This is a genomic window from Nocardioides guangzhouensis (assembly GCF_004519545.1).
Taxonomy (GTDB): domain Bacteria; phylum Actinomycetota; class Actinomycetes; order Propionibacteriales; family Nocardioidaceae; genus Nocardioides; species Nocardioides guangzhouensis.
Map to the genome: position 1 here is coordinate 13048 of NZ_SDKM01000026.1, position 21710 is coordinate 34757.

Below are 21710 nucleotides of genomic sequence, written 5' to 3' on the forward strand. Positions count from 1 at the left end.
GGAATCCCCGGTCACCCGGGGAATCCTGCACCTACCGGGGCAAGCAACACTCGGGAAGTGCTGGTTTGCCCCGGTAGGTCGGCGCTCAGGGGCCGTCGTACGTCGCGGAGGCGTCGGCCGGGTCCGAGACCTGGCCGAACCGGATCGCGCTGTAGTGCTCCTCGGCCAGCCGGCGCAGGATGCCGAGCAGCCGGCCGAACACCACCTGGCCGACGACCATCTCCTCGAGCAGCCCCTGCCGGCCGGTGTCCTGCCGCAGGTGCCAGAGCTCGTAGCGGGCGATCTCGTCGGCCGCGCGGAGGTACGGCGCCACCTCGGCCGGGTCGGAGGGGTGCGTGTCGAACCGCATGATCGCCTCGAGCACGCCGGCCAGGTTGTCCCGGTCGGCCGAGCGGGGGTGCACGTTGCTCCAGCCTGCGTGGTCGATCAGCGCGTCTGCCACCGACCGAGCCTCGGCCCGGTGCTCGGTCGGCTCCGGCGGAGTCGGCGCCAGGGCCGCCGCGGCCGCCGCGAGCATCTCGTGGGCGGTGGCGTGGGTCGACTGCGCGGTCGCGACCAGCTGGCCGAGCCGCTCGACCGGCACGTCGCCCACCTCGCGCAGCACGCGCAGGAGGCCGAGCCGCTGGCGGTGCGTGTCGTCGTACTCGGTGAGCCGGGCGGTGACCTTCTCCCCCGGGTGCAGCAGCCCCTCGCGCAGGTAGTACTTGATGGTCGGCACCGGGACGCCGGTCGCGTCCGAGAGCTCGGAGATGCGCATGGTCCTCCTCGACGTACCTCTTGCGGGACAGTGATGATAGTGCCACTATCGTCGTAGATACTCTGGCTATCTTCGGAGGTGTGTCATGACCACCAGCACCACCACCCGCCGGGTCCCCCGCGGTTACGAGGGAGCCGCCGACGCCGCGCCGCAGGGAGTGCGCGGCGGGCAGTACGTCGCCGAGGTCGTGGTCGAGGACCCGGTCGTGTTCCTGATCGGGATGCGGGTCAACCGCTGGCGCAAGGTGCGCTCCTGGCTGCCCGTGGCCACGGCGATGCCGCGCATGCTGAAGGAGCTCGGCGAGCGGGACGCCGGCCTGCTCGGCGCCGAGCTCTACCGCAGCGGCCGGGTCTTCCTCGTCGTGCAGTACTGGCACAGCGCCGAGGAGCTCGGCGCGTTCGCCCGCGACCCGTCGTTCTCGCACGCCGCGGCATGGGGCCGGTTCAACAAGGCGGCCGCCTCCTCGGGCGACGTCGGCATCTTCCACGAGACCTACGTCGTGCCCCGCGACCGGATCGAGTCGCTCTACGGCAACATGCCGGCCTTCGGGCTCGGCGCGGCCTTCGCCTCGCGCCGACGAGGCCCGGGACGCACCACCTCGACCGCCCACGGGCGGCTCGGCACGACGGAGCCGGACTTCGCCCCGGAGGACGGCGCCACGGCGGAGTGACCCGCGCTCGGCCGCGACGCTAGGCTCGCGACCATGAAGCGGGCCCTGATCGTGGTCGATGTCCAGAACGACTTCTGCGAGGGTGGGTCGCTGCCCGTCGCCGGTGGCGCGCAGGTCGCGCACGACATCGCCGAGATCCTGCACCACTGGACCCTCCGGGACCCGAAGGCACCCGACTACAGCCACGTCGTCGCCACCAAGGATCACCACGTCGACCCGGGCGACCACTGGTCGAAGGAGCCCGACTTCGTCGACTCGTGGCCGGTGCACTGCCGGGTCGGCACCGACGGGGAGGCGTTCCACCCCAACCTCGACCCGCAGCCCTTCGACGCGATCTTCCTCAAGGGTGACCACGCCGCGGCGTACTCCGGCTTCGAGGGCCGCACCACCGACGGCCGCGCGCTCAACGACTGGCTGAGAGCGCACGAGGTCACCGACGTCGACGTGTGCGGGATCGCCACCGACTACTGCGTGAAGGCGACCGCGCTCGACGCCGTGAAGAGCGGCTTCGCGGTCCGGCTGCTGCCCGACCTCTGCGCCGGCGTGGCCCCCGGGTCGACGAAGACCGCGCTCCGTGAGATGGCCGAGGCCGGCGTCACGATCTGACCATCACAGGTCGCGCTGGTAGATCACGGAGCGGTGCGTCGGCCGGTAGCCGAGCGACTCGTTGACCGCCCGCATCGCGACGTTGCTGTCTGCGGTGTCGGCGAGCAGGCCGGACAGCCGTGGGAAGTCCGCCCGCACCCGGCGTACCGCCTCGACCTTGAGCCACCGGGCCAGCCCGTGACCGCGGTGCGACGGCAGGACCCCCGTGCCGTAGTGCTGGCCGTCGCCGGTGCCGTCGGCGGGGACGACCACCTCGGTGAACGCCACGACCGCGCCGGTCGCCTCCTGCACCGCCGCGACCGTGTCGAGGTGATCGCCGCGGTCGGCCACCGCCTGCGCCACCCGTCGTACCCGCTCGACGTCCCAGGGCCGCGGGGTGAACGTCATCGCGTCCATCGGCATGTCGTCCATCGCCGGCCGGGCGGCGGCGAACGCCTCGGCGAGGTCGTCGGGTACGACGCCCCGCCAGGCCACCAGCCGGTAGCCGGCCGGCACCGGAGCCTCGGGGAGGTCGGCCTCGGCCAGGTGCAGGCGCGTGTAGGTCAACCGGAGCACGGGCCGCAGCCCGCGCGCCGCCAGGAACAGGTCGCCGGGCGACCCGGCCTCCACCGGCTCGCAGGTCAGCGCCTCGCGCCCGGCGGTGCGGGCCGCCGTCCCGGCGGCCTCGAGCAGCCGGGTGCCGATCCCCCGGCGCCGCTCGCCCGGGTGCACGCCGAGGGCCAGCTCCGCCTCGGGCGACCCCGGCGGAAGCCGTAGGAACGCCGACCCGACCGGGTGGCCCTCCGGCGCCAGCGCCAGCCACCCCGGCCGGTCCCCGGCGGTCACCTCGATCAGCCTCGTGTCCATCCCGACGATCATGCCGCCCCGGCGACTGTCATGGCGCTGCAATTGCAGCCGTATGACATGGAGCGGGGCCGATCCTCTGTCATGCGGCCGCAATTGCGGGCTTGTGACATCGCAGCCCCCTCCCCGACCCGTCATGCGGCCGCAATTGCAGCCGTACTGCACGACGAGAGGCCGAACCCCCGTCACGCGGCCGCAATTGCAGCCGTGGTCAGTCGCCGGTGAAGGTCGGGCGGCGCTTCTCGGAGAACGCCCGCATCCCCTCGGCTACGTCGGCGGTGCGCAGCAACATCGTCTGGGTGGTCCGCTCGAGCTCCATCGCGGGCTCGACCTGGGCGAGCGCGGCGGCGTTGATGGCGCGCTTGGTCGCGGCCTGCGCGAGCGGGGCGCCGTGCCGCAGCCGCTTCACGACCCGGGCCAGCTCGTCGGCGTACGCGTCGTCGGGGACGACGTGCGAGACCAGCCCGGCGTCGTACGCCGCGCGGGCCGGCAGCGGCTCGGCGAGCAGCGCCATCCGCATCGCGCGGGCCCGGCCGATCGAGGCGGCGACGGTCGCGGTGGCGCCGCCGTCGGGCATCAGGCCGACCCGGGCGAAGGCCAGCAGCAGCGACGCGGACTCGGCGCAGACGGCCAGGTCGCAGGCCAGGGCGGCGGAGAGCCCGACCCCGGCGGCGATCCCGTTGACCCCGGCGACGACCGGCTTGTCGCACCCGGTGATCGAGCGGATCAGCCGGTTCGCCGCGTCCAGCGCGCGTACGTCGAACCGCTCGTGCGCGTCCGCCCCGCCGATGTCGGCGCCGGTGCTGAACGCGGGACCGGTGCCGGTCAGCACCACCACCCGTACGTCGTCGCGCGCCGACGCCTCCTCCAGCAGCGCAGCGGTGCCCAGAGTCATCTCACCGGTGAGCGCGTTGAACGCCTCGGGACGGTCGAAGCGGATGGTCAGCACGCCGTCGTCCTCGGTGACGGCCAGCCCTGGAACAGTCATGCCGCCAACCTAGGGTGCGTCTCCCAAGTCGGCGCCGTCGCGAGCGGGATTTCGCGCCGTATCTGGCAAGGCGGAGGTGCGAAGGCGGGACGAAGTCCCGACGAGTCGCCGACAACGCCGCCAGATCGGATGCGAAAGCCCGTGCAGCAGGCGCTGACTCGAGAGACGTGCCCTCAGGCACCTCGCGGCGGCGCCGGGACGGTCAGGAGACCGTGATCGGCGACCCGCCCGAGACCAGCCGCCAGTCGGACGAGGCGAACTGCGCCGGGTCGATGGTCCCGTGCTCGGTCACCCAGTCGATGAGCAGCTGCCGGATCTCGACCTGGCGGTTGTAGACGACCTCGGCGGTCTTGACGTGCGGGAAGCCGCCGCCGCCGCTCTGCCGGTAGTTGTTGACCGCCAGCACGAACTGCTCGGGGCCGGCGACGAGGACCCCGCCGTACGCGAGGTTGCGGATCCGGTCGCCGACCGGCCGGGCCAGGTCGATGTCGTAGGTCAGGTCGGCGTCGAGCCCGGCCACCGAGTCGAAGTTGTAGTCGGGGGTGCCGTTCGGCGCCTCCGGCGTGACCGCGTTGGTCACCTCCGACATCGGCACCGGGCCGATCGTGGTGACGGCCTTGAAGTAGCGGACGGAGTACTCCAGGTAGTCCTTCACCTGCTGGCCGGTCACCTTCACCGCCAGCAGCGTGTTGTCGTAGATGTAGAGCCCCGCCACGTCGCGCACGGTCACCTCGCCGGCCGGGAAGCTGGCGCCCCGGTTGAACGGCGCGGCGATCGAGAGCACCGGCAGCGCGGCGTCCTGGGCGGGCAGCGCTGCCTTGACCGCGTCGGCCTGCACGTAGTTGACGAAGTCGATGATCGGCACGTCCTCGACCACCGCCCGGGCCGCGGACATCGCGGCCGCCGAGGTGCCGATCACGGAGTTCACGTAGCGCACCACCGTGTCGTGCTGCTCGCGCACCGCGGCGGCGACCGCCGGGTGCTCGGCGACGGTGTTGGAGTTGAGGGTCTGGCCGGTGGCGCCGGCGACCCGCCAGCGACGACCGCGCAGCTCCAGCCGCAGGTCCATCACGGCGACCCGCATGCCCCAGTAGAGCGGCTCGATCAGGAGCACGTCCCGGCCGGTGACCTGGTTGCGGACGAAGCGCTGCGGGATGTCCTTGTGCGCGTGGCCGACCAGGATCGCGTCGACGTCCGGCACCTGCTCGGCCACCAGGGTCGAGGCGTTCTCCGGGTACGGCAGTGCGTCGCCGTACGACGAGCTGGTGTCGGCGCCCGAGTGGGCGGAGACGATCACGACGTCGCAGCCCATCGCCTTGAGCCGCGGCACGAACACCTTCGCCTGCTCGACCAGGCCCGGGAACTCCATGCGGCCCTCGACGTTGGCCTTGTCCCAGATCGCGATGCCCGGGTTGGTGAGGCCGAGGATGCCGACCTTGACCTTGACGCCGTTGTGCAGCGGCAGCTCCTTGACGACGTACGGCGGGAACACCGGCCGCTTGGTCACCGGGTCGACCGCGTTCGCGCCGAGAAGCGGGAAGTCCAGCTGGGACTCGAAGGTCCGCAGGTGCTCGATGCCGTAGTTGAACTCGTGGTTGCCGAGCGCGGCGGCGTCGTACCCGACGAGGTTCATGGCCTTGGCCATCGGGTGCACGCCGCCCTCGGTGATCGGCGCGATCCGGGCGTAGTAGTAGGCCAGCGGCGTGCCCTGGATCGTGTCTCCGGCGTCGAGCGTCAGCACCGGCTCGCCGCGGTGCCGCTGCCGCAGCGCCTCGATCAGCGTGGCCACCTTCGCGACGCCGATGTCGTCGGCAGCCGCGTTGGTGAACTCGGCGTTCTTGAAGTAGTCCCAGTTGAAGACGTTGCCGTGCAGGTCGGTGGTGCCGAGCACGGTGAGCCGGGCCCAGGGGACCCCGGCGGCGGTGGTGCCGGCCGCGGCACCCGCGGTGTAGCCGACCGCGGTGAGGGCAGCCGCCCCGGTGAGGAACGTACGGCGCGTGGTGGGCAGGGCAGGCAGCGTCATGGGACTTCCCGAGCAGTCGGACGGAGTGGGCCGGGTCTTTCTACTCGACGGTCCCGAGTGCGTGTCAAGCACCTAACCCCCCAAGAAGTGTTTGACAGTTGGTCCGGCGGGAGCCCATACTCCCCAAGAACCATTGGAGGGTTGTCATGGCCGACGATGCCACCCACGCCTTGCGGGCGGTCGCCCATCCGGTCCGGCTCCAGATCCTGTCGCTGCTGACCGGGACGGAGCTGAGCGCTGCCGAGGTCGCGCGCGAGCTCGGGATCACCCACGCCAACGCGTCCTACCACCTGCGGGTGCTGCTCGACGCCGGCGAGCTCGAGATCGCCTCGGAGGAGAAGATCCGCGGCGGCGTCGCCAAGCGCTACCGCCACCCGTGGCAACGCGGTCTGGGTGGGCAGAGCCCGAAGCGGGCCACGCTGGAGGACCGCACCGTCTACGTGCGGGCGATGGCCGAGGAGCTGGTCCGCCGAGCGCGGCGGACGAAGGTCGGAGGCGCCCGGGGCGGGCTGAGCGACGCCGAGCTGTGGGTGACCCCCGAGGACTACCGGGCCGTCGAGGAGGCGATCACCGCCGCCTCGTCCCGCCTGCACGAGTCGGCTCGCCCGCCGCGCACCGGGGGCACGATCCGGGTCAGCCTGACCACGGCCTTCTTCGAGATGGAGCAGGAGGACCCGTCATGACCCGGCGTGCGTCGTTCGCCCCGCTGGCCGAGCGCCAGTTCCGCTACTTCTTCCTCTCGCGCGCGGTGAACCTCACCGGGTCGATGATGGCCCCGGTCGCGCTGGCGTTCGCGGTCCTCGCGGTCGAGGACAGCGCCTCAGCGCTCGGCCAGGTGCTGGCCGCACGCAACGTGCCGATGGTGGTCTTCCTGCTGATCGGCGGGGTGATCGCCGACCGCGTCGACCGGCGCCTCGTCATCCAGGTCTCCAACGTGGTCTCGGCGCTGTCGCAGGCCTGCGCGGCGTACCTCGTGATCACCGGACAGGCCGAGCTGTGGCACCTGGTCGCGATCGAGGCGGTCAACGGCACCTCGTCCGCGGCCGCGTTCCCGGCGATGCAGGGGATGATCCCGCAGCTGGTCCCCCGCACCATGCTGCAGCCCGCGAACGTGCTGCTCTCGATGGCTCGCGGCGGCCTGGCCATCCTCGGGCCGACCGTCGCCGCCGTTCTCGTCGTGCTGGTCGGCCCGGGCTGGGCGCTCGCCGTCGACGCCACCACCTGGCTGGTCGCCGCGGCGCTGCTGCTCCCGGTCCGCCTGCCGCGCCGTACGACGGCACCGACGGCCGGCGTCGTCCACGACCTGCGCGAGGGCTGGACCCTGTTCCGCTCGACCACCTGGCTGTGGGTGGTGGTGCTCGGGTTCGGCGTGCTCAACGCGATCCACGCCGGCGCGTGGAACACCCTCGGGCCCGCGGTCGCGAAGGAGACCATCGGCATCCGCGGCTGGGGGTACGTCGTCTCCGCGGAGTCGGTGGGCCTGCTCCTGGCCACCGCCGTGCTGCTCCGGGTGTCGTTCCGGTTCCCCCTGCGGGCGGGGATGCTCGGCTGCCTGGTGTTCTCGGCTCCGCTGCTGATGCTCGGCCTCGACCCGCACCTGCTGCCGCTGACGCTCGGCATCGCCGCCGCCGGCGCCGGCTTCGAGGTCTTCGGACTGGGCTGGAACCTCGCGATGCAGGAGAACGTGCCCGAGGAGCTGCTCTCGCGCGCCTACTCCTACGACGCGCTCGGCTCGTTCGTGGCGATCCCGGTCGGGCAGCTGCTCTACGGCTCGCTCGGCGACTGGCTCGGGCTGCAGACGGTGCTGGTCGGGAGCGCCGTGGCCTACGCTGCCGTCTGCCTGCTGACCCTGACGTCGTCCTCGGTGCGCAACCTCGAGCACCGGCTCGCCGAGCGCGAGCCCGCGCTCAGCACCACCTCTCCGCCATCGCCCTGATCACGGTGTCGCGGCGGTTGGTGGCGACGCCGAGCAGCTTCTCGACGGCTGCGTTGTCGAGCGTCGCCTGGTGGTAGTTCTCCCCCAGCAGCAGGTGCGCTGCCCGTCCCCGGACCACGATCCGCTCGTGGTCGTCGGACAGCGCCTCGGCCGCCTCGACCGTGGCCGGGGACGGCGCCGCCTTGAGCACCGAGACGTAGTGCCGCAGCCCCTCGTCGCGACCCGCAGCCAGCTCCTCGGCGTCCGCGGCGATCTCCGCCAGCTCGGGCAGCGTGAAGACGATCGTGGGCACCTCGAAGCCCCGGTCCGCAGCGAAGGCGTCCTCGAGCCCCTTCTCCACCTTCGCCCGTGAGCGCAGGGTCGAGTCGAACCGGACGTTGCCGGTGTTGATGTAGGTCTCGACGGCGGTCCCGCCCGCCTTCTCGACGGCCGCCTTGACCGCCTCCTTGGGGAACTTCCGCGTGGCACCGAGGTTGATGGCCCGCAGGAACGCGACGTACGACGGCATGGGGCCATCGTGCCGGACCAGACCGGCTGCCTCTAGGGTGACTGGTATGGACATTTCCAGGACCACGACGAAGAAGCTCGTCCCGGTGGCCGCGCTGGCGGTGCTCGCGCTCGCCCTCGCCGGCTGCGCCAAGGAGGACACCTCCACGACCACCGAGTCGGGCATCAAGCTCGTCGACGACGGCGCGCTGACGATCTGCACCCACCTGCCCTACGAGCCTTTCGAGTACACCGAGGGCGGCAAGACGGTCGGGTTCGACCCGGATGTGCTCGAGATCGCCGCCGACGCCAACGACCTCGAGACGAAGGTCGTCGACATCTCCTGGGAGACCATCGTCTCCGGTGAGGCGCTCAACACCGGCAAGTGCGACGTCGCCGCCGGCGCCATGACGATCACCCCCGAGCGCGAGGCGGTCATGGACTTCACCGACCCCTACTTCGAGGCCACCCAGGCGCTGATGACCAAGAAGGGCGCCGGGATCACCTCCCTCGACCAGCTCGCCGGCAAGACCATCGCGGTCCAGGACGCCACCACCGGCGCCGACTACGTCAAGAAGAACGCCCCCGACGACGCCAAGATCGTCTCGTTCGAGGACTCCGCCCTCATGGAGGCGGCGGTCAAGACCGGCAAGGCCGACGCGGGCGTCAACGACAACGGCCTGCTCGCCTACTACGTCAGCCAGAACGACGACGTCGAGGTCGCCACCGAGTTCCAGACCGGTGAGAAGTACGGCTTCTCGGTCAAGAAGGGCGGCAACGACAAGCTGCTCGACGCCATCAACAAGGGCATCGCCAGCCCGGAGTACGACTCGGTCTACAAGAAGTGGTTCGGCGAGAGCCCGAGCTGATCGCTCCTCGTCCCCTCCTGACCCCGAGAGAAGAGTGACCTGACCATGGCGAGTCCCCGACAGCGCGCTGCCCGGTGGCGCCTCGTCCAGTACGCCGTGCTGGCGATCGTGCTGGTGGCAGCGCTGCTGCTCGCGAACTGGGGCGAGCTCAAGCGCGCGATGTTCGATCCGGACATCATTCGCGAGCAGTTCCCCGACGTCATCACCGTCGCCCTGAAGAACACCCTGATCTACACCGCGTGCGGCTTCACGTTCGGCCTGGCGCTGGGCCTGGTCCTGGCCCTGATGCGCCTGTCGAGCGTGGGGCCGTACCGCTGGATCGCCACGGGCGTCATCGAGCTGTTCCGCGGACTCCCCGCGCTGGTGGTGTTCCTCGCGCTCTCGGTCGGCGTCCCGCTGGCCTTCCCCGACCGGGAGATCCCGTTCGGCAACCTCGGCACCGTCACCCTGGCCCTGGGCCTGGTCGGTGGTGCCTACATGGCCGAGACGATCCGCGCCGGTATCCAGGCGGTGCCCAAGGGCCAGATGGAGGCGGCCCGCTCGCTGGGCATGTCGCACGCCCGGGCCATGCTCAGCGTGGTGATCCCGCAGGCGTTCCGGGTCATCCTGCCGCCGCTGACCAACGAGCTGATCCTGCTGACCAAGGACTCCTCGCTGGTCTACATCCTCGGCCTCTCCTACCAGGAGTACGAGCTGACCAAGTTCGGCCGCGAGGGCATGAACACCGCGGCCAACCTGACCCCGATCATCGTGATCGGCCTGTGCTACCTGCTGATCACGGTGCCGCTGTCGATCGTCGTACGTCGCCTGGAGAGCCGCGCGGAGAGGGCCCGCTGATGACCACCGAGAAGAGAACGTCCGCCACCGCCGGCGACGCCCGCCACGGAGCGGCCATCGACGTCCGGGACCTGCACAAGTACTTCGGCGACAACGAGGTGCTCAAGGGCATCGACTTCCACGTCGACAACGGCCAGGTCGTCTGCGTCATCGGGCCCTCCGGATCCGGCAAGTCGACCCTGCTGCGCTGCGTCAACATGCTGGAGACGCCCACGAAGGGCCAGATCTTCGTCGAGGGCGAGGAGATCACCGACCCCGACGCCGACGTCGACCGGCTGCGCTCGCGCATCGGGATGGTCTTCCAGCAGTTCAACCTGTTCCCGCACATGACCGTCCTGCGCAACCTGACCATCGCCCAGCAGCGGGTCAAGAAGCGCGGCAGGCCCGAGGCGGTCGAGGTGGCCCGACGCAACCTCGCGAAGGTCGGGCTCGCCGACAAGGAGTCCGCCTACCCGGCGCACCTGTCCGGTGGCCAGATGCAGCGGGTGGCGATCGCCCGGGCGCTGTCGATGGACCCGGACATGATGCTGTTCGACGAGCCCACCAGCGCGCTGGACCCGGAGCTGGTCGGCGACGTGCTCGCGGTGATGAAGGACCTCGCCGCGGAGGGCATGACGATGATGGTGGTCACCCACGAGATGGGCTTCGCCCGCGAGGTCGGCGACAAGCTGGTGTTCATGGACGGCGGCGTGATCGTCGAGGAGGGCCTGCCGTCCGAGGTGCTGGCGAACCCGCAGCACGAGCGCACGCAGTCGTTCCTGTCGAAGGTGCTCTAGCCCCTGCCCGGCGACGCTGCCCCGGCACGGGCCCGGCGAGCGCCTACGCTGGCGCCATGTCGGAGATCGGCCGGCGGCTGACCCGCGCGTTCGCCCACAACGACTACGCGCAGGCCCGGCCGCTCCTCGACGCGCTGGCGCACGGGTTCGCCGCCATCGAGGCCGACATCCACCTGGTCGGCGGCGAGCTGCTGGTCGGGCACAGCAAGGGCGACCTGGTCCCCGGCCGGACGCTCGCCACGACGTACCTCGACCCGCTCGCAGAGCTGGTCGAGCAGTCCGGCCGGATCTACCCCGACGACCCGCTGGTGCTCCTGGTCGACGTGAAGTCCGAGGGGGCGCCGGCCTGGCCGGTGCTGCGCGACCAGCTCGCGGCGTACGCCCCGATGCTGGTCCGGCACGAGACGGCCGGCGTGGTCGACGGGCCGGTCGCGGTGGTCGTCAGCGGCCACGTCGACCTGCCGGCGATGGAGGCGGAGCCGGTGCGGTACTGCAGCGCGGACGGCCGGATCCAGGACCTCTCGACCGGCCGGCTGTCACCGGTGACCACGATGGTCAGCGCCAAGTGGTCGCACCTCTTCCGCTGGCGCGGGTGGTTCCCCATGTCCCGACGGCAACGCGCACGGCTGCGGGCGCTGGTCGCGGAGGCCCACCGCCAGGGCCGGCAGATCCGGTTCTGGGGGACGAACCGGCGGATGTGGCCGGAGCTGGTCGCCGCAGACGTCGACCTGGTCATCGCCGACGACCTCGGCGACATGGTCGTCTGGTTCCAGCGCAACGGCCACGCCTGACCGCCCGGGACGCACGGCGGCCCCCTCCGGAGAGGGGGCCGCCGCGGTGCCGCTGGTCCGACGCGGTCTCGTCAGAGCCCGCGGCGGGTCAGGTAGTCCGGCTTGATGTCGAGCGTGTCGTTCTTCCTCGGGTGGCCGGTCTTCGCGATCTGCTTGACGGCCGGGTCGGCGGGGGTCAGGCCCGCCCACTTCAGCACCATGGCCCGCGCCGCGGCCTGCTCCTCGACCGGCAGCTGGGAGATCCGGGACCCGTGCGTGCCGCCCGTGACGTAGTAGCGGGCACACTCACGCTTCTCCGCGTTCTTGCCGCAGTCGAACGGCTCGGCGCTCCACGGGTCGTTGCCGCCGTAGACGTAGAGCATCTGCGTGGCCGAGGTCCGCACCCAGCGGTCGACGTTCGGCATCGCCTTGTCGTCGAAGTCGATCGGCTTGAGCTCGCCGGGCACGAACGTCAGCGCGACGTCGGCCCCCGGATGGTGCAGCAGGTCGCCGATACGCGTCTCGTAGGGCTCGGGGGCACCGAGCTGGTACGCCGCCTGGTAGTAGTACGGCGTGTAGTAACCCACCGACTGATCGGCGTAGACGGTCAGCGGCGAGACGTTGTCGAACCAGCTCCACACCTGGTCGTTCGTCGCGGTCGCCGCGTTCGGGACGGCCGCGCACTGCGACTGCGGGGAGTACTGCCAGAAGGCGAAGAACGCGTCGACCACGCCCGACTCCATCGCGACGTCCATGTCGCCGACGATGTCGTAGGTGTAGCCGTTGGCCTCGGACTCCGTGCGGGTCCTGTCGGTGAACCAGGCGCGGTCCACACCGAGCACGCGTCGCTGCAGCGCGGTGATCGCGTCGCGGCAGGCCGGGTCCGTGCCGACGTTGTCGAGGAACTGGTTGTAGACGTCCTGGCTGTCGATCACGTCGTTGGGGGCGACGTACGGCACGGTGCCGTCGACGTCCTTGGGGTAGAAGTGCCGGTGGTACGTCGCGGTCATGCCGCCCTTGGAGCCACCGGTGGTGATCCAGTTGGCGGTGTAGAGCTGCTGGAAGGACTCGATGATCCGGTGCTGGTCGGTCGCGGCCTGCCAGATCGTGAGCTGCTTCGGCCAGTCCGGGTTGGCCGGCCGGCTGGGCTCGAAGAAGCGGTACTCCATGGAGAGCTGGTTGCCGTCGACGATCTGCGTCGGCTCGCTGCGCGAGGCGTTCTGCGAGACGTAGTAGCCGCCGGTGTACATCACCATCGGGCGGCTGGTGTCCTTGTGCAGCAGGGTGAGGCGCTGCTCGAACGTGCCGGCCTTCGGGTGCTGGTGGTCCACCGGCTGGGTGACCGTGATCCGGAAGAAGCGGTAGCCGGCCGGCGCGGTCGCCTCGGTCACCGAGGAGACGCCGGGCAGCGCCGCCACCTGGTCCTTGATGTCGGCGTTCGGGTCGACGCTGGTGGCGCCGACGTGCGCGGTCGTGGTGGTGGGCGTGGTGGTGGGCGCGGGCGCCGAGGTCGCGGCCGAAGTGCCGACCGTGAGTCCGGCGACGAGGGTGCCGGCGAGGGCGACGGCCGCGAGGGCCGCCTTGCGGGCACGGAACATGGGAAAGACCTCCCGAGCTGGTCGTTGGCTGGCGTACGCCGGTCGTGGCGTGGGCCACACCCTAACCCGGATCTCTGACAACCGCGCTCCGTGAGGTCGCCGTGGCGTTACATAGGACTCCTATGTAAACTGCGGGCATGGCCCACCACCCGGCGACCGTCCCCGCCCGCGGGATCACCGACCTCGGCGGCGAGCTCGTCGTCCAGGCCGCCCGCCTGGTCCGAGCTGCCCGGCACCGCAACGACACCGTGCCGCCGGCCGGGCTGCGCGTGCTCTCGCTCCTCGACCAGCACGGCCCGCTCGGCGTGGGCCGCCTCGCCGAGCTCGACCGCTGCTCGCAGCCGACCATGACCGGCGCCGTCAACGGGCTCGTCGAGCGCGGCTGGGTCACCAAGGAGCCCGACCCCGGTGACGCCCGGGCCGCCCGGGTCACGGTGACCGACAGCGGCGCGGCGGCCCTGGCCGACGTACGCAGGGCCATCGCCGCCGACGTCTCCGAGCGGTTCGCCCGCCAGACCACCCACAGCCCCGCGGACCTCGCCACGGCCGTGTCCGTGCTCCGCACGATCCTCGAGACGCCGATCCTGGAAGGACCCTCGTGACCTCCACGTCCACCGAGCAGCACGGACCCCAGCACCAGCCGGACCTCGTCGACGACCCCGGCACCCCCGCCTCGATGATGCGCCAGCCGCGCGCCGTCTGGGCGGTCGCGTTCGCGTGCGTCATCGCCTTCATGGGCATCGGCCTCGTCGACCCGATCCTCAAGCCGATCGCCGACGAGCTCGGCGCCTCCCCCAGCCAGGTCTCGCTGCTGTTCACCAGCTACATGGCGGTGATGGGCGTCGCGATGCTGGTCACCGGCGTCGTGTCCTCCCGGATCGGCGCCAAGCGCACCCTGCTGACCGGCCTCGCGCTGATCATCGTCTTCTCCGCGCTGGCCGGCGCGTCCGACACCATCGGTGCGATCGTCGGCTTCCGCGCCGGCTGGGGTCTCGGCAACGCGCTGTTCATCGCCACCGCGCTCTCCACGATCGTGCTGTCGTCGCGCGGCTCGGTCGCCCAGGCCGTGATCCTGTTCGAGGCGGCGCTCGGCCTCGGCATCGCGACCGGCCCGATCCTCGGCGGCCAGCTCGGCTCGATCAGCTGGCGGGCGCCGTTCTTCGGGGTCGCCGTGCTGATGACGGTGGCCTTCGTGGCGACCGCGGTCCTGCTGCCGCGCACTCCCCCGCCCGCCCGGCGTACGGCCCTGGCCGAGCCGTTCAGGGCGCTGCGCTACCCCGGACTGCTGACCGTTGCGCTGACCGCGCTGTTCTACAACATGGGCTTCTTCACGCTGCTCGCGTTCACCCCGTTCCCGCTGGCGATGACCGCCTCGCAGGTCGGCTGGGTCTTCTTCGGGTGGGGCGTGCTGCTGGCGATCACCTCGGTGTGGACCGCGCCCGCGCTGCAGCGGCGCTTCGGGACGGTGCCGGTGATCATCGGCGCGCTGACGCTGTTCGCGCTCGACCTGGCGATGATGGCCGTGCTCACCGACTCGCGCGCCACGCTGGTGGTCGGCGTGATCCTGGCCGGCGCGTTCCTCGGCGTCAACAACACCCTGATCACCGAGGCCGTGATGGGCTCCGCACCGGTCGAGCGCCCGGTCGCCTCGGCGGCGTACAGCTTCGTCAGGTTCTCGGGTGGCGCGGTTGCGCCGTGGCTGGCCGGCCGGCTCGGTGAGGAGGTCAGCATCCATGCCCCGTTCTGGATGGGCGCCGCCGCGGTCGCGGTCTCGGTCGTGGTGATGTCCGTCGGCGCGAAGCACCTGCGGCCCGAGGCGGTCGCCACGCACAGTCGAGCGGAGGGCGAGCTGGTCGCCACCGGGGACGCAGGCTGAGCGCGCTCAGCCCCCGGCCTCGAGCAGCGCGAGCTCCTCGTCGACGTGCGGATCGGTCGCCCCGGCGGCCTCCAGCTCGGCCTTGAGCTCGCGCTGCACTGCCAGCGCCTCGTCGGTGCGGCCCAGCAGCCTCAGCGTCCAGGCGACCATCCAGCGAGCCACCCGTACGTCGGCCGGTACGCCGATCCGCTCCCGGGCCGCGAGCGCGTCCTCGAAGGTGTCAAGGGCGTCCTCGAGCCGACCGGCCTCGACCCGGAGCATGCCGAGGTTGTTGAGGAGGGAGGCGTCCCAGTTGCGGGCGCCCTCGTCCTCGGCGACCGCGGCCAGCGCCAGCGCCTGCTCGGTGATCATCACCGCGTCCACCGGGTCCGCGACCAGCGCCTGCATGTGCAGGGCGTCGATGTGCAGCGCCTCCAGGCCGGCCGCCCGGGCGCGCAGTGCCGCCACGTCGAACTCGGTCTCGGCGGCGGCGGCGTCGCCCGCCGAGCGGTGCAGCCGGCCGCGCTCGAGGTGCACCCGCGCCTGCACCTCGGGGCTGAGCCGTGGGTGCGCGGCGACCTCGTCGAGGACCTCGTGCGCCTCGGCGTACCGCTCCTGGAGGCCGAGCGCCCGCGCCACCTGGGTGAGCATCACCGCGCTGTCCTCGCCGACCGCCGCCTCCCGGAAGCGCTGCTCGCTCGCGACGGGGTCGTCGAAGTCCCAGAGCTCCGCGGGGTCGGCCACGGGTCCATGCTCCCGCAACCGCCGCCCCCGAACGCATGTAACGCGGTGTTCTTGTCACCTAGGAGGCGTTCGAACCCGCACTAAGTGACATGAACACCGCGTTACAGCTGCGGAAAGGTCAGATCAGAGGTTGCCGCGCAGCTCCTGCTCCCGCTCGATCGCCTCGAACAGGGCCTTGAAGTTGCCCTTGCCGAAGCCGAGCGAGCCGTGCCGCTCGATGAACTCGTAGAACACGGTCGGGCGGTCGCCCATCGGCTTGGTGAAGATCTGCAGGAGGTAGCCGTCCTCGTCGCGGTCGACGAGGATCTTGCGCTTCTTCAGCTCCTCGATCGGCACCCGGACCTCGCCGATGCGGGCCCGCAGCTCCGGATCGTCGTAGTAGGAGTCCGGAGTGTCGAGGAACTCGATGCCGTTGTCGCGCAGGATGTCGACCGAGCGCAGGATGTCGTTGGTCGCGAGCGCGATGTGCTGGCAGCCGGCGCCGGCGTAGAACTCGAGGTACTCGTCGATCTGCGACTTCCGCTGCGCGACCGCCGGCTCGTTGAGCGGGAACTTCACGCGGTGGTTGCCGGAGGCCACGACCTTCGACATCAGCGCGGAGTAGTCGGTGGCGATGTCGTCGCCGATGAACTCGGCCATGTTCGTGAAGCCCATGACCTTGTTGTAGAACTCGACCCACTCGTCCATCCGGCCGAGCTCGACGTTGCCGACGCAGTGGTCGACGGCCTGGAACAGGCGCTTGGGGTGGCCTTCGCGGCGGGTGACCTTGGTGGTCGCGGCGACGTAGCCGGGGAGGTAGGGGCCGGAGTACCTCGAGCGGTCGACCAGGGTGTGCCGGGTCTCGCCGTACGTCGCGATGGCGGCGATGCGGACGGTGCCGTGCTCGTCGGACTGGTCGTGCGGCTCGAGCACCACCTTCGCGCCCATCGCGCGGGCGTGCTCGACGCACTTGTCGACGTCGGGCACCTCGAGCGCGAGGTCGACCACGCCGTCACCGTGCTTGCGGTGGTGGTCGAGGACCGGGCTGTCGGGCGTGACGCCGCCGGTGAAGACGAAGCGCGCCGAGCCGGAGCGCAGGACGTAGCTCTTGGAGTCGCGGCAGCCGTTCTCCGGGCCGCGGTAGGCCTCGAGCTCCATGCCCAGGGCCAGCTGGTAGAAGGTCGCGGTCTGCGTCGCGTTGCCGACCACGAAGCCGACCGCGTCCATCGCGGTGACCGGGAACGGGTCGTTCGTCGCGTCGTACTCCACGAGCCCGACGAGCTGCTTGAGCTGGTCGAGGGTCAGGTCGGCCTTGAGTTCGTCGGCGGTCAGGGCGCCACCGGTCGATGCAGTCTGGGTCATGCCGTAAGCCTGTCGAGCGCGGACAAGGTGTGCAACAGTACGTCGAAACGCTGTGCAACCTGTCCAGTCTGGAGGCCGCGATGGACGATCTCGACGTCACATTGCTCGACCTGTTCGCCGCCGAGCCGCGGATCGGAGTCCTGGAGGCGTCGCGCCGGCTCGGCGTCGCCCGGGGCACCGTCCAGGCCCGGCTCGACAAGCTGGTCGAGCGCGGGGTCGTGACCGGGTGGGGACCCGATCTCGACCCCGAGTCGCTGGGCTTCCCCGTGACCGCGTTCCTCACCCTCGAGATCCGGCAGGGCGCGGGCCACGACGCGGTCGCGGCACACCTCGCGGAGATCCCCGAGGTGCTGGAGGCGTGCACGATCACCGGCGCCGGCGACATGTGGTGCCGGCTGGTGGCCCGCTCCAACGCCGACCTGCAGCGGGTGATCGACCGGGTGCTGAGCAACGACGGGATCGTTCGCTCGACGACGGTGATCGCGCTCGCCGCGCAGGTGCGTTACCGGGTGCTGCCGCTGGCGCGGACCGCGGTGGGCTGACGCGTCAGGCGAGGCGGGCGGCGACCTCGTCGGCGGCCGCCGAGACCTGGGGGCCGATCTCGTCGGCGTCGAAGTCGCCCAGGGTCACGATGCCGACCGAGGCCTCCAGCCCGTCGACGCCGCGCACCGGGGCGGCCAGGCCGCGGGCGCCGGCCTGCAGCTCCCCCGAGGTCATGACGTACGGCGCGGTGCCGGACTCGCGGCCGAGCAGGATCGCCTTGCCGGCGGCCCCCACGCCGAGCGGGTGCCGGGCGCCCACCCGGTAGGACACGTGGAAGTCGGTCCAGGACGGCTCCACCACGGCCAGGGCCAGCGCCTCGTCCCCGTCGGCGACCGTGAGGTGCGCGGTGCATCCGACCGACTCCGCGAGCCGGCGCAGCACCGGGACGGAGATGTCGCGCAGGACCGGCTGGACGGCCGAGGCGAGGTGCAGCACCCCGAGCCCGACGTGGAGCCGGCCCTTGCTGTCGCGGCGGATCAGCGCGTGCTGCTCGAGGGTCGCGACCAGCCGGTAGACCACGGTCCGGTTGACCCCCAGCGCGGCGGCGAGCTCGGTGACGGTCAGGCCGGAAGGTGCCCCCGCCAGGATGCGCAGGACGTGCAGCCCGCGGTCCAGGGTCTGCGAGGTCTCGGCCGCCATGAGCCGAGGATACTCAGGACGACTTCCGGGCCGCCTTGTCGCGCAGGGCGTCGATCCGGGCCCGGAGCTGGTCGGCGGTGGCGACCGCCGCGGCCGGGCCACCGCACTCCTTGCGGAGCGCGGCGTGGGTGACGCCGTGCGGCTGCCCGGTGCGGTGGTACCACGCCGCTACCAGGCCGTTGAGCTCGCGGCGCAGCACCGCGAGCTGCTCGTGGGTGCTGACCTCGGCGACGGTGTCGTCGGGGCGGGCCACTGCCTTCTGCTTCTTCGCCCGCTCCGACTGCCGCGAGTGCAGCAGGTCGCGGACCTGGTCGGGCTCGAGCAGCCCCGGGATGCCGAGGAAGTCCATCTCCTCGTCCGACCCGACGTGCACCTCGCCGGAGTGGCCGAACTCGCCGCCGTCGTAGAGCACCCGGTCGAACGTCGCCTGCGAGCCGAGCGCCTCCCACGAGCCGAGCAGCTCGTCGGAGGCCGCCTCACCGGCCTGCGCCCGGTCGAGCAGCTCCTGCTCGGCCGCGAAGATGTCGTCCTCGTCCTGCACGGGCCGGCCGAGCACGTGGTCGCGCTCGACCTCCATCTCGGAGGCGTGGCCGAGCAACGCGGGCACCGACGGCAGGAACACCGAGGCGGTCTCGCCGCGCTTGCGGGCACGGACGAACCGGCCGACCGCCTGGGCGAAGAACAGCGGGGTCGAGGTGGTGGTGGCGTAGACACCGACCGCGAGCCGCGGCACGTCGACGCCCTCGGAGACCATGCGCACCGCGACCATCCACCGGTCCTCCGACGCGGTGAAGTCGGCGATCTTCTTCGATCCCGACTTCTCGTCGGAGAGGACCACGGTCGGCCTTTCCCCCGAGATCTCCTTGAGCAGCGCGGCGTAGGAGCGCGCGGAGTCCTGGTCGGTCGCTATCACCAGGCCGCCCGCGTCGGGCACGTGGCGGCGAACCTCGGAGAGCCGCCGGTCCGCGGCCGCGAGCACCGACGGCACCCAGGCGCCCTGCGGGTCGAGCGCGGTGCGCAGGGCCTGGGAGGTGGCGTCCTTGGTCATCGGCTCGCCGAGCCGGACCGAGAGCTCCTCGCCGGCGCGGGTGCGCCACTGCATCTCGCCGGAGTAGGCCATGAACAGCACCGGGCGGACCACGTGGTCGGCGAGCGCGTGGGAGTAGCCGTAGGTGAAGTCCGCCAGCGACCGGGGAACGCCGTCGTCACCGGGTGCGTAGGTCACGAACGGGATCGGGTTCACGTCGGAGCGGAACGGGGTGCCGGTCAGCGCGAGCCGGCGTACGGCGGGGTCGAACGCCTCGCGGACCCCGTCGCCCCACGACAGGGCGTCGCCGGCGTGGTGCACCTCGTCGAGGATGACCAGGGTCTTGAACCGCTCGGTGCGGATCCGGTGCGCGAGCGGGTTCACCGCCACCCCGGCGTAGGTCAGGGCCACGCCGACGTAGTCCTGGGAGGTCCTCCCCTGCCCCGCGGCGTACGTCGGGTCGATCGGGATGCCGGCCCGGGCCGCGGCCTCCGCCCACTGCACCTTGAGGTGCTCGGTGGGGGCGACCACGGTGACCCGCTCGACGACGCGACGGCCGAGCAGCTCGGCGGCGACCGTGAGCGCGAACGTCGTCTTGCCGGCGCCCGGCGTCGCGACCGCGAGGAAGTCACGCGAGGGCTGGTCGAAGTACTTCTCCATCGCCGCCGCCTGCCAGGCGCGCAGCGACTGGGCCGTCCCCCATGCGGCACGGTCCGGCCAGGCCGGCGTGAGTGCGCCCGGTGCGGGTGGGACGGCGTCGTGCCGTCCCGTCACTCCCCGTCCTCACCCTTCGGCAGCGACTCCCAGATCTCCTTGCACTCCGGGCACACCGGGAACTTCTCCGGAGAGCGGCTCGGCACCCAGGTCTTGCCGCAGAGCGCGGTCACGGGGGTGCCCATGACCATGGCCTCGGTGACCTTGTCCTTGGGTGCGTAGTGCGCGAACCGCTCGTGGTCGCCGGCATCGGTCGGGACCGTGCGGCGGTCTTCGAGGACGTCGGTGTCGGTGAATCCGATGGGGTTGCTCACCGGACCGATTCTAGGCCAGAACTCCCGGCGGCGAGGCACGGGCCGCGCGGTTGGGGAGAACGATCCGTCAGTTCATCAGCGGATCGGCCGGCCGGGTGGACACCCAGGCCAGCTCCCCCGGCTGGCGGCGGAGCACCTCGCGGCGCAGGTCGCCCACCTCGGAGCGGAAGACGTCCTCGATCTCGGACGCCACGACGTACCAGCTGCCCTCGGCGATCTCCTCCTGGAGCTGGTCGGCGCCCCAGCCGGCGTACCCCGCGAAGACCCGCATCGCCCGCACCGTGCCGTCGACCAGCTCGACCGGCGAGTCGAGGTCGACCAGCCCCACGTCGCCGTACGTCGGGCGCCAGCCGACCGGCGCGTCCTCCGGGTCGCTGAGCACGGCCACGGCGAGCGCTCCGTCGGTGCTGACCGGGCCGCCGTGGAACAGCACGTCGGGGTCGGCGACCACCTCGGCCCAGGCCTCGAGCACGGCCGCGACGGGGACCCGCGAGGGGCGGTTGAGGATCACGCCCAGGGCACCGTTCTCGTCGGAGTCGAGGAGCAGCACCACGGAGTCGGCGAAGTTCGGGTCCAGCAGCTCCGGGCTGGCCACGAGGAGCGTGCCCGGCGTCGGTTCCATGGCACCAGCATGCCGACTTCCTCCGGAGAGGTCACCCCCGGGGAAACCGCAGCAGCCCCGGGCCGACGCGCTGGGAGGTGCGGTGGGAGGTCCGCGTCGCATCGGCACCGGGGGCTGCCGTTCGTGGGCCCGACGACTCTCCCCCGCGGAGCACCGGGCGGTGGGTCAGGCGGCGAGCGCCGCCTTGAGCCGGTCGAGGAAGGACACCGCGACCACCCGGCGGCGACCGCGGGCGGGCTCGGTCCAGCCGGCCCGGGCGCGGTCCTCGAGCTCCTCGCCGATGCGCTGGCCGTGCGGCTCGGGCTCGGTCGAGGAGACCCGGCCTGCGAGCACCGCGAGCATCTGGCGCTCCTTGGCGGTGGCGACCGCCATCACGTGCGCGGCCTCCCCCCGGTCGGCAGCGTCGCCGGCACCGTCGGCGTGCCGGTCGAGGACGGCGCGGACGCCGGGCATCTGGTCGGCGGTCGCGCGCCAGGCGTCGACGACCGCGGAATCGAGGTCCAGGGGCTGATCGCCGAGCTCGCGCTCGATCCGACCGGCGAGGCGGGTGTGCCAGCGCAGCTGCAGGGTGGCGAGCAGGTCGAGCTCGCCGCGGAAGGTCTCGGCCACGCCGGGGAGGTCCATCGGCAGGCTTCCGTCGCGACGGAGGTCCACCTCGGCGGTCACGGTGCGGAGGACGTCCCCGCGGTGGTGAAAGGCGTCCCAGGTCATGGGAAGGCTCCTTTCTCTCACTCACATACCGTTGGTACGTA

The 21710-nt window shown here is 71.7% G+C and carries 24 protein-coding genes; 11 read left to right on the top strand and 13 right to left on the bottom strand.

From position 1 onward, the window contains the following. Positions 1–85 precede the first annotated feature (85 nt). The gene (locus tag EKO23_RS16730) at positions 86–757 is read right to left on the bottom strand and encodes a MerR family transcriptional regulator (protein WP_134719267.1); all 672 of its coding nucleotides are present in this window, start codon (positions 755–757) and stop codon (positions 86–88) included. Between the two features lie 85 nt (positions 758–842). Here EKO23_RS16730 and EKO23_RS16735 point away from each other — a divergent pair, with 85 nt between their 5' ends. Next, positions 843–1427 carry a DUF4188 domain-containing protein gene (locus EKO23_RS16735; protein ID WP_134719268.1) on the top strand — a complete coding sequence of 195 codons (585 nt, stop codon included), beginning with the start codon at positions 843–845 and terminating at the stop codon, positions 1425–1427. A 33-nt stretch (positions 1428–1460) separates the two neighbouring features. After that, a complete protein-coding gene (locus EKO23_RS16740) occupies positions 1461–2033 on the top strand; it encodes an isochorismatase family protein (protein WP_134719269.1) in 573 nt (190 codons plus the stop codon). 3 nt (positions 2034–2036) lie between these two features. On the opposite strand, the gene EKO23_RS16745 is transcribed toward EKO23_RS16740, so the two are convergent. The 3 genes from EKO23_RS16745 to EKO23_RS16755 all read right to left on the bottom strand — a co-directional run bounded on the left by EKO23_RS16745 (position 2037) and on the right by EKO23_RS16755 (position 5887). After that, positions 2037–2879, bottom strand: coding sequence for a GNAT family N-acetyltransferase (locus tag EKO23_RS16745; RefSeq protein WP_217702666.1), 843 nt, complete (start codon positions 2877–2879; stop codon positions 2037–2039). A gap of 208 nt (positions 2880–3087) precedes the next feature. Then, a complete protein-coding gene (locus tag EKO23_RS16750) occupies positions 3088–3864 on the bottom strand; it encodes an enoyl-CoA hydratase (protein WP_134719271.1) in 777 nt (258 codons plus the stop codon). Between the two features lie 202 nt (positions 3865–4066). Next, entirely contained in the window at positions 4067–5887 is a 1821-nt protein-coding gene (locus tag EKO23_RS16755) for a bifunctional metallophosphatase/5'-nucleotidase (protein ID WP_134719272.1), read from the bottom strand. Between the two features lie 146 nt (positions 5888–6033). Between EKO23_RS16755 and EKO23_RS16760 the strand changes: the two genes are divergently transcribed. Further along, entirely contained in the window at positions 6034–6570 is a 537-nt protein-coding gene (locus tag EKO23_RS16760; RefSeq protein WP_134719273.1) for an ArsR/SmtB family transcription factor, read from the top strand. Beyond that, positions 6567–7823: an MFS transporter gene (locus EKO23_RS16765; RefSeq protein ID WP_134719274.1), complete on the top strand. Its 1257-nt coding sequence runs from the start codon at positions 6567–6569 to the stop codon at positions 7821–7823. The genes EKO23_RS16760 and EKO23_RS16765 overlap by 4 nt, the downstream gene beginning before the upstream one ends. Here the strand turns inward: EKO23_RS16765 and EKO23_RS16770 are convergent. Beyond that, the gene (locus EKO23_RS16770; protein WP_134719275.1) at positions 7795–8331 is read right to left on the bottom strand and encodes a DUF1697 domain-containing protein; all 537 of its coding nucleotides are present in this window, start codon (positions 8329–8331) and stop codon (positions 7795–7797) included. The genes EKO23_RS16765 and EKO23_RS16770 overlap by 29 nt on opposite strands. A gap of 46 nt (positions 8332–8377) precedes the next feature. Between EKO23_RS16770 and EKO23_RS16775 the strand changes: the two genes are divergently transcribed. Genes EKO23_RS16775 through EKO23_RS16790 form a run of 4 tightly spaced genes read left to right on the top strand, consistent with a single transcriptional unit; the run spans position 8378 to position 11582 of the window. Then, positions 8378–9178: an ABC transporter substrate-binding protein gene (locus EKO23_RS16775; RefSeq protein ID WP_175582709.1), complete on the top strand. Its 801-nt coding sequence runs from the start codon at positions 8378–8380 to the stop codon at positions 9176–9178. A gap of 45 nt (positions 9179–9223) precedes the next feature. Continuing rightward, complete coding sequence (locus EKO23_RS16780; protein ID WP_134719276.1) at positions 9224–10015, top strand: amino acid ABC transporter permease; 792 nt, start codon at positions 9224–9226, stop codon at positions 10013–10015. Beyond that, positions 10015–10791, top strand: a complete 777-nt coding sequence (locus EKO23_RS16785) for an amino acid ABC transporter ATP-binding protein (protein WP_134719277.1) — start codon at positions 10015–10017, stop codon at positions 10789–10791. The genes EKO23_RS16780 and EKO23_RS16785 overlap by 1 nt, the downstream gene beginning before the upstream one ends. A 56-nt stretch (positions 10792–10847) precedes the next feature. After that, positions 10848–11582: a PI-PLC domain-containing protein gene (locus EKO23_RS16790; protein ID WP_134719278.1), complete on the top strand. Its 735-nt coding sequence runs from the start codon at positions 10848–10850 to the stop codon at positions 11580–11582. Positions 11583–11653: 71 nt separating this feature from the next. On the opposite strand, the gene EKO23_RS16795 is transcribed toward EKO23_RS16790, so the two are convergent. Then, positions 11654–13159, bottom strand: a complete 1506-nt coding sequence (locus tag EKO23_RS16795; protein ID WP_134719279.1) for a S28 family serine protease — start codon at positions 13157–13159, stop codon at positions 11654–11656. A gap of 137 nt (positions 13160–13296) precedes the next feature. On the opposite strand from EKO23_RS16795, the gene EKO23_RS16800 reads away from it, so the two are divergent. After that, positions 13297–13761 carry a MarR family winged helix-turn-helix transcriptional regulator gene (locus EKO23_RS16800; protein ID WP_134719280.1) on the top strand — a complete coding sequence of 155 codons (465 nt, stop codon included), beginning with the start codon at positions 13297–13299 and terminating at the stop codon, positions 13759–13761. Beyond that, positions 13758–15035, top strand: coding sequence for an MFS transporter (locus EKO23_RS16805; RefSeq protein WP_246051138.1), 1278 nt, complete (start codon positions 13758–13760; stop codon positions 15033–15035). The genes EKO23_RS16800 and EKO23_RS16805 overlap by 4 nt, the downstream gene beginning before the upstream one ends. Positions 15036–15041: 6 nt before the next feature. On the opposite strand, the gene EKO23_RS16810 is transcribed toward EKO23_RS16805, so the two are convergent. Then, on the bottom strand, positions 15042–15758 hold the full coding sequence (locus tag EKO23_RS16810; protein WP_134719281.1) for a tetratricopeptide repeat protein: 717 nt from the start codon (positions 15756–15758) through the stop codon (positions 15042–15044). A gap of 123 nt (positions 15759–15881) precedes the next feature. Then, on the bottom strand, positions 15882–17099 hold the full coding sequence (gene hppD / locus EKO23_RS16815; protein WP_134719282.1) for a 4-hydroxyphenylpyruvate dioxygenase: 1218 nt from the start codon (positions 17097–17099) through the stop codon (positions 15882–15884). Between the two features lie 80 nt (positions 17100–17179). Between hppD and EKO23_RS16820 the strand changes: the two genes are divergently transcribed. Further along, positions 17180–17641, top strand: coding sequence for an Lrp/AsnC family transcriptional regulator (locus EKO23_RS16820; protein WP_134719283.1), 462 nt, complete (start codon positions 17180–17182; stop codon positions 17639–17641). 4 nt (positions 17642–17645) lie between these two features. Here EKO23_RS16820 and EKO23_RS16825 read toward each other — a convergent pair whose 3' ends face one another. The 5 genes from EKO23_RS16825 to EKO23_RS16845 form a co-directional block, all read right to left on the bottom strand. Beyond that, positions 17646–18281 (bottom strand): IclR family transcriptional regulator, encoded by a 636-nt coding sequence (locus tag EKO23_RS16825; protein ID WP_134719284.1) that lies wholly within the window; start codon positions 18279–18281, stop codon positions 17646–17648. 13 nt (positions 18282–18294) lie between these two features. Continuing rightward, complete coding sequence (locus EKO23_RS16830) at positions 18295–20082, bottom strand: DEAD/DEAH box helicase (RefSeq protein ID WP_134719285.1); 1788 nt, start codon at positions 20080–20082, stop codon at positions 18295–18297. Further along, the gene (locus tag EKO23_RS16835) at positions 20079–20324 is read right to left on the bottom strand and encodes a DUF3039 domain-containing protein (protein WP_134719329.1); all 246 of its coding nucleotides are present in this window, start codon (positions 20322–20324) and stop codon (positions 20079–20081) included. The genes EKO23_RS16830 and EKO23_RS16835 overlap by 4 nt, the downstream gene beginning before the upstream one ends. A gap of 79 nt (positions 20325–20403) precedes the next feature. After that, entirely contained in the window at positions 20404–20958 is a 555-nt protein-coding gene (locus tag EKO23_RS16840; RefSeq protein WP_134719286.1) for a YqgE/AlgH family protein, read from the bottom strand. A gap of 165 nt (positions 20959–21123) precedes the next feature. Continuing rightward, positions 21124–21669, bottom strand: coding sequence for a hypothetical protein (locus EKO23_RS16845; RefSeq protein ID WP_134719287.1), 546 nt, complete (start codon positions 21667–21669; stop codon positions 21124–21126). Between the last annotated feature and the right edge of the window lie 41 nt (positions 21670–21710).